The sequence below is a fragment of the Pseudomonas sp. PL-6 genome (genome assembly GCF_054110165.1).
In genome coordinates this window covers 647,929-661,007 of the sequence record NZ_CM134189.1, presented here as the reverse complement: position 1 = coordinate 661,007, position 13,079 = coordinate 647,929, and the positions used below count along the sequence as shown (strand labels likewise).

The 13,079-nt window shown below is 64.4% G+C and carries 6 protein-coding genes; all 6 read left to right on the top strand.

Annotation, left to right across the window (positions count from 1 at the left end):
• Window positions 1-16: 16 nt before the first annotated feature.
• The 6 genes from ACW9UL_RS02900 (at window position 17) to ACW9UL_RS02875 (ending at window position 13,051) form a co-directional block, all read left to right on the top strand.
• On the top strand, window positions 17-817 hold the full coding sequence (locus ACW9UL_RS02900) for an aspartyl/asparaginyl beta-hydroxylase domain-containing protein (protein ID WP_457788788.1): 801 nt from the start codon (window positions 17-19) through the stop codon (window positions 815-817).
• Window positions 805-1,782 carry a sulfotransferase family protein gene (locus ACW9UL_RS02895; RefSeq protein WP_457788787.1) on the top strand — a complete coding sequence of 326 codons (978 nt, stop codon included), beginning with the start codon at window positions 805-807 and terminating at the stop codon, window positions 1,780-1,782. The genes ACW9UL_RS02900 and ACW9UL_RS02895 overlap by 13 nt, the downstream gene beginning before the upstream one ends.
• 168 nt (window positions 1,783-1,950) lie before the next feature.
• On the top strand, window positions 1,951-2,448 hold the full coding sequence (locus ACW9UL_RS02890; RefSeq protein WP_457788786.1) for a GNAT family N-acetyltransferase: 498 nt from the start codon (window positions 1,951-1,953) through the stop codon (window positions 2,446-2,448).
• Window positions 2,445-2,774: a DUF6916 family protein gene (locus ACW9UL_RS02885; protein WP_122109146.1), complete on the top strand. Its 330-nt coding sequence runs from the start codon at window positions 2,445-2,447 to the stop codon at window positions 2,772-2,774. The genes ACW9UL_RS02890 and ACW9UL_RS02885 overlap by 4 nt, the downstream gene beginning before the upstream one ends.
• Before the next feature lie 48 nt (window positions 2,775-2,822).
• Complete coding sequence (locus ACW9UL_RS02880) at window positions 2,823-3,428, top strand: phage tail protein (protein WP_457788785.1); 606 nt, start codon at window positions 2,823-2,825, stop codon at window positions 3,426-3,428.
• 140 nt (window positions 3,429-3,568) lie between these two features.
• Window positions 3,569-13,051 (top strand): Ig-like domain-containing protein, encoded by a 9,483-nt coding sequence (locus tag ACW9UL_RS02875; RefSeq protein WP_457788784.1) that lies wholly within the window; start codon window positions 3,569-3,571, stop codon window positions 13,049-13,051.
• Window positions 13,052-13,079 lie beyond the last annotated feature (28 nt).

Genomic DNA, 13,079 nt, shown 5'->3' with positions numbered 1-13,079 from the left:
GATAGAGAACAGCACCATGGCCCACCACGCACTCCCCGCCTGCTCGCGCCTGCCCCTGCAGATCGAACTGGCAGCGCTGCTCGCCGCCCTCGCGCGGGTGCAGCCCGACGCCTGGCAGCAGCACTTCAACCGCGACTACTACCAGGGCGACTGGAGCGGTGTGACGCTGATCGGCGCCGCGGACGCACCGCTGCCGCTGGCCCCCGGCCGCGGCGCCGCGCAAGCCCGCGCCTGGTGGCAGGACGACACGGCCTGGCACCAGCTGCTCGCCGCCTTCCGCGCCCCGCTGCGCAGCGTGCGCCTGTTGCGCCTGGGCCCCGGTGCGCGCATCCACGAACACTGCGACCCCGACCTGGGCCAGCCCGACGCCGACCTGCGCCTGCACGTGCCACTGCTCAGCCCGCCCGGGGTGGAATTTCTCCTCGACGGCCTGCAGGTGCCGATGCAGCCCGGCGAATGCTGGTTCCTCGACCTGTCGCGGCCGCATCGGGTGGACAACCCCAGCCGCCAGCCGCGTATCCACCTGGTGCTCGACTGCGCTCCCTGCGACTGGCTGCTGGAGACGATCGGGCGCGGCCTGGGGCAGACCCCGGCGCTGCGCCCGAGCCGCGGGGAGCAGGCCTTCGCCGATTTGCGCGAGAGGCTGGCGCAGCAGCCGGAGCTGGCCGCACACCTGCGCAGCCTGAGCGATACCCGGGACTTCATCGACGCCACCCTGCGCCTGGGCGAGCAACTCGGCCTGCCGTTCTCCGAGGCCGAGGTGCGCCGCGCCATGCGCCAGGGCAAACAGACATGGAACGATCAATGGCGAGCATGAATCGCGCCGTGGACTTCGCCGGCTGGCTGCCGATCCGCACCTGGCTGAGCGCCGGCCAGTGGCGCGTGGACTGGTGCTGGTTCGGCGAGCAACGGCTGAGCCGTCCGTTCTTTCGCGACGATGTCGAACAGGCCCTGCGGCTGCCCTTCAACCAGGCGCTACGCCGCGAAACCGGCCTGGACGACTTGCTGGCGTGGCAGGCGATCAGCCCGGGGCTGGCGCCCAGTGCCTTTATCTTCCATGCCTCGCGCTGCGGCTCCACCCTGCTGGCGCAGATGCTGGCGGGGCTTGCGCCCAATATCGTGCTGTCCGAACCGCCGCCGCTGGATCGCCTGCTGCGCGCCCATTACCTCGCCCCCGAAGCGGCGGCGCATCAGCCACGCTGGGTCGCGGCCCTGCTGTCGGCCTACGGACAGCGCCGGCGCGGCGACGAGCAGCGCCTGCTGATCAAGCTGGATGCCTGGAATCTGTTCGAGGCCCCGCTGCTGCAGGCACTCTATCCACAGGTGCCGCGCCTGTTCCTCTATCGCGACCCATTGGAAATCGCCGTGTCCCAGCTACGCCAACCCGGCCTGCAGCGCGTTCCCGGCCTGCTCGGACCCTCGGGACTGGAGCGGCCGGACGACCCGCCGTTGTCGCCACAGGAACACACCTGCCGGATGATCGGCCGGATTCTCCAGGGCGGGCTGCTGCTGTGCCTGCAACTGGGCGGCGTGCCGGTCAACTACAGCGAACTGCCCGATGCCCTCTGGGGACGCCTGGCGCCGCTGGTCGGCGTGAACGCCGCGGATCTGCCGCGCCTGCAGGAAGTCGCCGCCTTCGATGCCAAGCAGCCGAGCCTGTCCTTCAGCGCCGACAGTCAAGGCAAGCGCGAGTCGGCGGACGCGGCATTGCGCGCGGCGATCGAGCGCTGGGCGGGCGAGCCCTACGCAAGGCTGGAGCGCCTGCGCTTGCGCGATGCATAGACTTGTAACGCGCGCGGGCCATACAAGCGTTTGGCAAAAGTACCGGCCCGGGGCAGTAAATACTGGCGATCCGCCTGCAGCTTCGCTAACCTCGGCCGGACTAGCGCCGTATAAATGAATAACAAATGGCCGCCCCGACGCGGGGCAACCCGCAGGGACGCTCACCTCATGCCGACTTTCGAGTTGAACCTCCGCCCCATCGCCGACGCCGACCTGGCGTTCTTGCAGGCGCTGTATGCCAGCACCCGCGCCGATGAAGTGGCGCAGCTACCCTGGGACAAGGCCAGCAAAGACGCCTTCCTCGCCCAGCAGTTCACCGCCCAGCACCAGTACTACAAGGCGCATTATCAGGGCGCGGCTCTCTCGCTGATCTGCATGGGCGAATGCGCCATCGGTCGGCTGTATATCTTCCGTGGCCCGACCACGCTCAATCTCATCGACATCTCCCTGCTGCCCGAACGGTGCGGCCAGGGTATCGGCAGCCATTTCTTGCGCGCCTTGACCGACGAGGCGGACGCCACCGGGAAGACCATCCGTCTTTTCGTCGAGCCGACCAATCCAGCCAGACGCCTGTATGAGCGTTGCGGATTCGGGGTCACCGGCTCCAATCACATCTACTTGCAGATGCAGCGCACGCCAGCGCCTGCCCTGGCGGTGTCGGCATGAGCCTGGTACCGAGCTTCGCGGAGCTCGAGCGCCATCTCCAGCGGGACTGGCGGCTGCGCTGGGACGAGGGTCAGGGGCTCGCCATCACCTTGCTGGAAGTGGCCGAAGGCGCCGCGATGAACGCTCGCTACCACTGCTACAACGCCGTCTTCGCCCAGCCCGCGGGCGTCCAGTTGCCCCAGCACGGTTACCGGCTCTGCAGCCCTGAGGGCGCCGAGTGGCAGGTCATGCTGACGCCCATCGGCCCGGACGAGGACGGCGACCGCCACCTGCTGCAGGCCATTTTTCATGTGAAGCGCGATGGCACCGTCGCTACCCAGCTCTAGCACGACAACACTGCCGCGAGTGCGGCTTCATCAAGGAGAGATACAGCAATGAGCGATCCATTTCTGGGCGAGATTCGCATGGTCGGTTTCAACTTCGCGCCGAGGGGCTGGGCGATGTGCCAAGGACAGCTGCTGAGCATTGCGCAGAACAACGCGCTGTTCGCACTGCTGGGCACCCTCTACGGCGGCGACGGCCAGACCACCTTCGGCCTGCCGGACTACCGCGGCCGTAGCCCGGTAGGCATGGGACAGGGGCCGGGCCTGAGCACGGTCGTCCAGGGAGAGATGGCGGGCACCGAGAACGTCACCCTGACCCTCAACCAGATGCCGATGCACAACCATGTCGCGACGGCCTCGGCGAGTTCGGCTACGGCGCAGGTCGCTATCCCTGCCGCCACCACCGGTACCACCCAATCCACCCCGGGGACGACCACCGTGCTGGGACCGATCGCAGCGGGTGGCCGAGCCGGGACGCTGTATTGCACCGGGGCAGCCGATACCACGCTGGCTCCGTTCAACACCGCCGTGAACGTTCCGGCGCCGACCGTCACGGTCAATGCCTCGGGTGGGAGCATGCCGTTCTCGGTACTGAACCCGTTTCTCGGCACCAACTTCGTCATTGCACTGGAAGGCATCTTCCCATCGCGCAACTGATCCCTTCTGTGGATCGGTAACAGGAACAAGGGGAAAGCCCGGCTTTCCCCGATTTTGCATGCTGTAGGAGGTTCACTATGTGGTGGAGAAAGACTGCGACCGCTCGACCAGCCGAACTGCCGGCCAGAAGCGCACTGGCCATGGCGCTGGAACCGCGCATGCTGTTCGACGGCGCAGTCGCCGCCACGGTGGCAGAAACGGCTACTGCCGTGCCCTCCGCCGATGCGGCCCACGCCCCGGCCTCCGGCCAGGACGCCCACTCCGGCAGCGAAAACCTCGCCGCCACTCCGGCCGGCACGACGGACAACCGCCAGGAGGTGGTATTCGTCGACAGCAGCGTCAAGGATTACCAGCAATTGGTGTCCGCCTTGAAACCCGGTACCGAGGTCGTGGTACTGGATGGCGGCCAGGATGGTTTACGACAAATCGCCGACTACCTGGACGGACGTCGCGACATCGATGCCATACACGTGTTCAGTCATGGCGATGCCGGCAAAGTGCAGTTGGGTAACGTCTGGATCGACACTGCCTACGTCGCCGCCAACAACGCCCTGCTGGCAGATATTGGCAGTGCCCTGAGCTCTTCCGGCGATATTTTGTTGTATGGCTGCCATGTCGGGGCCGATGGCAGTGGCGTGAATTTCATCCAGTCACTGGCTGCGGCGACCGGCGCCGACATAGCCGCCTCGACCGACCCAACTGGCGCCGCCGATAAAGGCGGTGATTGGGTACTCGAAGCGACTCGGGGAAGTGTGGAAACTGTCTCGCTGAACATTGGTTCATATTCGGGCTTACTTGCAGCCTTCAGTGATAATTTCACTACTAACCCAGGCACTACCAGCAATAGCTTTGACCGCACGCTTGGCGGTGTGTCTTACACCTATACATTCACTGCCGATGGTGACGGTGGCGCTGCTGGGGGCGGACTGGCATTTGATAATTTCGGCTCAGGCGGCTCTGCTGCCATGACGCTTTTATCATCAGCCTTTAATACCAGCACTACCGAGCGCGTGACCATTACGCGCACAGACCTTGCAGATTTCACCTTTACCAGTATCTACATTGATAATCCGGGCGGTAACGAGAGTGTCACCGTAGGCGGTTATCTGAATGGGGTACTTGTAGGATCAGCTCAGGTATTCACAACGGGCACTACAACCCTGAACTTTGGAGGAATCAGGGTCGATGAGGTACGGCTTACCTCCACAGATTTCTTTGGTTTGGCAATTGACGATTTTACTGGCGATACCAATCCGCCAAACTCCGCTCCAATCATCAACAACCTCAATGGCAACTCCGCCACCTTTGTCGAAGGTGGCAGCCCCGTACTGCTGGACGAAAACGCAGATGCCACGGTGACCGACAGCGACTCGGCCAACTTCGATACGGGTAATGTCACCGTCTCGATCATCAGCAACGGCGTCGCAGCGGAGGACGTACTGTCCATCCGCAATCAGGGCACCGGCGCCGGCCAGATCGGCGTATCCGGCTCGTCCATCACCTTTGGTGGCACGCAGATCGGTATCTACACAGGTGGCACTGCCGGCAACAGCCTGGTCATCACACTCGACAGCGATGCCACCCCCGCAGCCGTTCAGGCGCTGGTACGCAACCTGACGTACTCCAACAGCAATAACGATAACCCCAGTAGCGCAGCACGTACCGTGCGGATCACCGTCAGCGACGGCGATGGTGGTACCAGCAACAATGCCGATGTCACGGTCAATGTCACTCCGGTCAACGATCTCCCAACTGTGGCCAATGCGATTCCCAACCAGAATGCCAGCGAGGATGCGGCCTTCAATTTCCAGTTCGCCGCCAACACCTTCAACGACGTGGATGTCAGCGGTGCCCTGACTTATACCGCGCAACTGGCTGGCGGCGGCGCTCTGCCCGCCTGGCTCAGTTTCAATGCCGCCACCCGCACCTTCAGCGGCACGCCGGGCAATGCCGATGTCGGCACGCTGAGCATCGATGTCATCGCCAACGACGGCAACGGCGGCAGCGTTACCGATACCTTCGACATCGTCGTGGCCAATACCAACGATGCACCCACCGTGGCCAACGCGATCCCCAATCAGAATGCCACCGAGGAAGCGGCCTTCAGCTTCCAGTTCGCCGCCAACACCTTCAACGACGTGGATGCCGGCGACACCCTCAGCTACAGCGCACAACTGGCCGGTGGCGGCGCCCTGCCCGCCTGGCTCAGCTTCGACCCAGTCACCCGTACCTTCAGCGGCACGCCGGGCAACGGCGATGTCGGCACGCTGAGCATCGATGTCATCGCCAGTGACAGCAATGGCGGCAGCGTTACCGACACCTTCAGTATCCTGGTGGCCAACACCAACGACGCCCCCACGCTGGCCAATGCCATTGCCAACCAGAATGCCAGCGAAGACACGGCCTTCAATTTCCAGTTTGCCGCCAACACCTTCAACGACATGGATGCCGGCGACACCCTGAGCTACAGCGTACAACTGGTCGGCGGCGGCGCCCTGCCCGCCTGGCTCAGCTTCGATGCACTCACCCGGACATTCAGCGGCACGCCAGGCAACGCCGATGCCGGCACGCTGAGCATTGAGGTGATCGCCAGCGACGGCAATGGCGGCAGCGTTAGCGATACCTTCGACATCGTGGTCAGCGCCGTCAACGATGCACCGACCGTTACGGCCCCAGCCTCCATAATCGTCAGCGAAGACATGCCAACCGCGTTGACCGGTATCAGCTTCAGCGACGTCGATGCCGGCACCTCCCCGGTGACAGTCACCCTGTCGGTCCCCAGCGGCAGCCTGAGCGCTACCAGCGCCGCTGGCGTCACCGTCGGCGGCACCAGCAGCGCCATGACCCTGACCGGCAGCATTAGCGATATCAACACGTTTATCTCCGCTGCTGGTGTTGTATTTACCACCGCCAGCAACGCCACCTCGGACGTCACGCTGACCATCGAGATCGACGATGGCGGCAACACCGGCAGCGGTGGTGCACAAACCGACAGCACCACGGTGACCCTGGATGTCAGCGCGGTGAACGATGCCCCGGTCAACTCGCTGCCCGGCGCGCAGAACGTCGATCAGGATGCCAGCCTGGTCTTCAGCAGCGGCAACGGCAACCTGATCAGCATCGGCGACGTGGATGCCGGTTCCAACACCGTCGAAGTGACGCTGAGCGCCAGCAATGGTCTGCTGACACTCAGCGGCACCACTGGCCTGTCATTCTCCACCGGTGATGGCACTGCCGACTCCAGCATGACCTTTAGCGGCAGCATCAGCGACATCAACAACGCCCTGAACGGCCTGACCTTCAGCCCCACCACAGGCTACAACGGTGCCGCCAGCCTCCAGATCACCACTGACGACCAGGGTTGGAGCGGCAGCGGCGGTGCACAGAGCGACAGCGACACGCTCGTTATCACGGTCAACAGCCTCAACCCGCGGATAACCGATGTCAGCGCCTCCACGCCGGATGGCAGCTACAAAGCGGGCGATACCATCACCATCACCACCACCTTCAACCAAGCGGTGACGGTCGATACCACTGGCGGCACGCCCACATTGCTGCTGGAGACAGGTCTCATCGACCGCATCGCGACCTATGTGTCCGGCTCCGGCAGCAACACCCTGACCTTCAGCTACACGGTACAGGCCGGCGACCTCAGCGCCGACCTGGATTACCAGTCCACGGCAGCCCTGGCACTCAACGGCGCGACCATCCGGAACGCTACCGCCGACAATGCCGTTCTGACCCTGCCGACCCAGGGCACCGCTGGCTCCCTGAGTGCCAACAAGGCGCTGGTGGTAGACGGCGTACGCCCGACAGCCAGCATCCTGGTGGACGATACTGCCCTGGCTGTCGGCGAAACCGCCACGGTGACCATCACCTTCAGCGAAGCGGTGACCGGGCTGACCACGGCCGACTTCATCGTCGCCAACGGCAGCCTCAGCAATCTGTTCACCTCGGACAACATCACCTACACCGCCACCCTGACGCCGAGCGCCAACGTCACCGACTCGAGCAACCTGATCACCCTGGACAACACCGGGGTAATCGACCTGGCAGGCAACACCGGCAGCGGCACCACCGACTCCAACAACTACGCCATCGATAGCCAACGCCCGACGGCGACCATCGTGGTCAGCGACACCGCGCTCTCCATCGGTGAAACCGCCACGGTGACCATCGTCTTCAGCGAAGCGGTGACCGGGCTGACCACGGCCGACTTCATCGTCGCCAACGGCAGCCTCAGCAATCTGCTCACTTCGGACAACATCACCTATACCGCCACCCTGACGCCCGATGCCGCTGTGGAAGACCCCAGCAACCTGATCACCCTGGACAACACAGGCGTGCAGGATGCGGCAGGCAACGCCGGAACCGGCTCCAGCGATTCCAACAACTACCAGATCGATACCCTGCGCCCCGATGCGCTCAGCATCGTCGTCAGCGACAGCGCACTGGCAGCGGGCGAAACCGCTACGGTGACCATCACCTTCAGCGAAGCGGTGACCGGCCTTGCGGCGAATGATTTCACCGTCGCCAGCGCTGTGCTGAGCAACCTCACCAGCGCCGACGGCGGCATCACCTGGACTGCAACCCTCACCCCCAATGCCAGTGTGGAAAATGCCAGCAACCTGATCACCCTGAATAAAACCGGCGTGGTGGATGCGGCAGGCAACGCCGGCAGCGGCACCAGCGATTCCAACAACTACGCCATTGATAACCTGGCCCCCGTCAACAGCCTGCCCGTCGGGCAAATCACCGATACCGTTACCCCGCTGGTATTCAGTAGCGGCAACGGCAATGCGATCACGGTGAGCGATGGCAGCAACCTGACGGTCGTCATCTCCGTCGGCAGCGGCACCTTGACCGCCACCTCCGGCGGCACGGCGGGAATCATTAACAACGGCACAGGCACCGTGACCATCACCGGCACGGCGGCTGAAGTGAATGCCGCTCTGCAAGGGCTGACCTACACCCCCAACGGCGCGGGCGTCCAGACCCTCAGCATCCAGACCACCGACACTGTCGGCAATGTGGATAGCGATAACCTGGCGATCACCGTCAACAACGCCACCTTGCTCGTCACCTCCAACCTGGATACCGGCGACGACGCAAGCGCAGGCGGCAGCTTTGCCGCCGACCAGGCAGACGGCGGCGGCCTGAGCCTGCGCGAGGCACTGCATTGGGCACGCGCAGGCGACACTATTACCTTTGACCTGGACGCAGGCACAGCCGGTAACCAGGGTGGAAGCATCACCCTCAATGGCACCCAACTCCAGATCAACTATTCCAATATCAAGCTTGATGGCGACCTGAATGATGACGGCGTGGCCGATGTAACCATCTCCGCCAACAACGCCAGTCGGGTGATGGCTATTAGTAACAGCCTGAGTGGTGTTGAGATAACGGGCCTGACCCTGACCCAGGGTTCAACCGCAGGCGGTGGCGGAGCGCTCCAGATAGGTTTCAGCTCCAGCGTCACCGTGCGCGACTCGAACCTCACCAACAGTACCGATGCGGGTCTGGGCGGTGGCGGTGTTTATGGTGCCAGTGCAACCCTCACCATGATCAACAGTACCGTGAGCGGCAACACCAGTAGCACCTTCGGCGGCGGCATACGCATTGTGGGCTCCGGCGGCACACTTAACCTCATCAATAGCACTGTCAGTGGCAATACCACCACCGGTGCTAGCGCGCATGGCGGCGGTATCCAGTATGGCGCTACTGGCAGCCTGACCATTATCAACAGCACCATCAGCGGCAATGCCGCTACAGGAGCAACATCCCTCGGCGGCGGCCTCAGGATCACCTCCGGCACAGCCTTCGTCTACAACAGCACCATTGTAGGAAACGCATCAACCGACGCAGGTGGCGGTGTCCACGCCAATGGCAACGATACCTTTGTGAATACCGTGGTTGCGGGCAATACCTCCGGCGCCGGTGCGACAGCAGGTGCCAGTGGTTCACCCCTGGCGACTGGCGGCACGGCAGACGATGTCGGCGGCACTATCGAAACTGCCACCAACAGTTATTTTGGTAGCAACGTTGCTATCGCTACCAATAACAGCAGCCTGAACAACCAGGGCACCAGCAACCTGTTACTGGGCAACCTGGCCAACTACAACGGCAGTGCCATACAAACCCACCGTCCGCAAACCGGCAGTGCGCTGCTCGAAGCCGGTAGCAATGCCAATTTGCCCGCCGATGCCTTCGACCTGGACGGCGACGGCAATACCACCGAGGCACTGCCAGTCGATGCCAATGGCGATCAGCGCGTCAGCGCTACCGTGGATATCGGCGCGGTAGAAGGTAATGCCGTACCGGTGCTGACGGGCGTCAATGGCGGCGGCACCTTTGTCGAGAACGGTAGCGCCATCGTGATCGATAGCGATGCCAGCATGAGCGATGACGACCTCGACCTGCTCAATGGCGGCAACGGCGATTACCACGGCGCCTCGCTGGTGATCGTGCGCAATGGCGGCGCCCTGGCCAGCGACAGCTTCGGCTTCAACGCTGGCAACGGCATCAGCCTCTCCGGCAACAACCTGGTGAAAAATGGCCAGATCATCGCCAGCTTCAATACCGCCACGGCCGGCCAGTTGACCATCGCCTTCACCAACGCCAACGGCGAAACTCCGACCCGGGCCGACGTGAATGCAGTACTGCGCCAGCTGACCTACCGCTCGACCAGCGAAGCCCCGACCAGTAGCGTCGACCTCGACATCCGCTTCAACGATGGCGCCGGCGCCAATGCCACCCAGACCGCCAGCCTCAATATCACCGCGATCAACGACGCGCCCAGCCTCGTCGCTACCGGTGGTACGCCCACCTATACCGAGAACGGCAGCGCCGTCGACCTGTTCAGCGGCGTGATCATCGACACTATCGAGGCCGGCCAGAGCATCACCGGTCTGACCCTGACCGTCGCCAACCTGGTCAACGGTGCCAGCGAGATCCTGATTATCGACGGCACCGCGATCAGCCTGAGCAATGGCAACAGCGGCATCACCAGCGGCGGCAACTCGATCACTTACAGCGTCAGCCTGAGCGGTGGCACCGCCACCCTCACCCTCATCCAGGCAGGCGGCCTGAGCGCGGCCAACGCCCAGGCGCTGATCGATGGCATGAGCTACCGCAACGGCAGCGAGGCACCCAGCGGCGGCAACCGCGTGGTCACCCTGACCAGCATCACCGATAGCGGCGGCACCGCCAATGGCGGCGTAGACACCAGCGCCAGCAACATCGCGGCCAGCGTCTCCGTCGTGGCGGTAAACGATGCACCGACGATCACAGCTTCCGGTTCCATCGCCATCAGCGAAGACGTACCCAGCGCACTGACCGGCATCAGCTTCAGCGACGTCGATGCCGGCACCTCGCCGGTAACGGTCACCCTGTCGGTCCCCAGCGGCAGCCTGAGCGCCACCAGCGGCAGCGGCGTCAGCGGCGTCAGCGTCGGCGGTACCGCCAGCGCCATGACCCTGACCGGCAGCATTGCCAATATCAATGCCTTCATCGCCGCCGCCGGCGTCAGCTTCACCACGGCCGGCAACGCCACCGCCGACGTTACCCTGACCGTCACTATTGACGACGGCGGCAACAGCGGCAGCGGCGCTGGGCAAACCGACAGCGCCACGCTGACCCTGGCGGTAACCGCGAGCAACGACGCGCCGGTGAACAACCTGCCCGCTCCGCAGAGCCTCGCTCAGGGCGGCAGCCTGGTCTTCAACGCTGGCAACGGCAACCTCATCAGCATCGGCGACGTGGACGCCGGCAGCGGCAACCTGCAAGTCACCCTGACCGCCAGCAATGGCCTGCTCACCCTGGGTAGCCTCGCCGGACTCAGCTTCACCGCTGGCGACGGTACGGCCGATGCCACCTTGACGTTCACCGGTACCCTGACGGCGATCAACAATGCGCTGAACGGCCTGCTCTTCACCCCCACCGCCGCCTTCAGCGGTCCGGCCAGCATCCAGATCAGCACCAGCGACCTGGGCAACAGCGGAGCAGGTGGCGCCCAGACGGATACCGACACCCTGGCCATCACCGTCACCCCGATCAACCCGGTGATCACCGATATCGCCGTGCTCAACCCGAACGGCAGCTACAAGCTAGGCGATGTCATCAACCTGACCGTCACCTTTGACCAGGCGGTGATCGTCGACACTGCCGGGGGCGTGCCCACGCTGCTACTGGAAACCGGTCTGATCGACCGCACCGCGGTATTCGTCTCCGGCTCCGGCAGCAACACCCTGACCTTCCGCTACACCGTGCAAGCCGGCAATCTCAGCGCCGACCTGAACTATCAGTCCAGTGCGGCCCTGACGCTCAACGGCGGCAGCATTCGCAACGCCGGCAACAGCGACGCGATCCTCAGCCTGCCGGCCACCGGCAGTGTCGACTCCATCGCCGGGCAACACGACATCGTCGTCGACGGCGTGGTCCCCACTGTCGCCAGCGTCAGCGTGCCGGTGGGGGTGCAGTACAACGCCGGCGACACCCTGACCTTCGTGGTCAGCGTCAGCGAAACCGTCATCGTCAACGGCACCCCGCGCCTGGCCATCGACATGGGCGGCAGCACGGTGTTCGCCGATTACGTGGCCGGCTCAGGCAGCGCAACCCTGGTGTTCCAGTACAGCGTCCGGCCCGGGGACAACGACGCCGACGGTATCGCCGTCAGCGGCCTGCTCAGCAATGGTGCGACCCTGCGCGACGCCAGCGGCAATACCTTGAACCTGGCGCTGAACAATGTCGGCGACAGCAGCGGCGTGATCGTCGACACCACCGCGCCCAGCGCCATCATCGCGGTCGACCCTGCGCCGACCAATGCCGGTAGCCTGCGCTACACCGTCATCTTCAACGAGGCCGTAAGCGGCGTGGATCTCGGCGACTTCAGCCTGGTCACCAGCGGCAACGCCAGCGGTACCCTGGGCAGCCTGGTGCAGATCGACAGCCGTACCTTCCAGATCACCGTCACCAACGTGGCCGGCAGCGGCACCCTGGCGCTGGCCTTGAACGCCAACGGCAGCGCCATCACCGATGCCGCCGGCAACCTGCTCGTCACCGGCCTGGTCGGGCAGGCCTACAGCCTGGCGCAAAGCGAAGGCGATCCGGAGTTCCGCGTCAATCCGCCGAGCAACGTCGTCGATATCCCGAGCGCGTCGCCGCAGCCCGTCCTGCCGAGCCTGCCGCCGGCGCTGAGCACCTCGCCGCTGCTGCCGCCGCCGCTGTTCGAGGTACCGACCCTGGGCAGCGGCATTCCGACCCTGGGCAATATCTTCATCAACCAGAACGTCCTGGCACCCAGCTACATCGCACAGGTCTTCGCCAGTTCCAGCGATGCTGGCGGCGACGGCTCGGGCAGAGGCTTCCTCGGCTTCGGCGGCGGTGATGGCGGCGTGTTCGGTTCCAGCAGCCTGTCCAGCATCTTCGGCAGCGACGCCTTGCAGGAGAGCGAGCCGCTGGAAGTCTTCGACGGCAAGAAATGGGGCGGCGGCAGCGCTGGTGCCATCTTCGGCGCACCGACGCTGGGCCAGCAACTGCACGACCTGCGCGAGGGCGAACAGCGTCAGCTGCGCGAACTGGCCCATGCCCTGCAAGAGGTCGCGGCGGCCCAGCCGCCGGCCTGATCCACAACGCATAACAACGACAAACCAG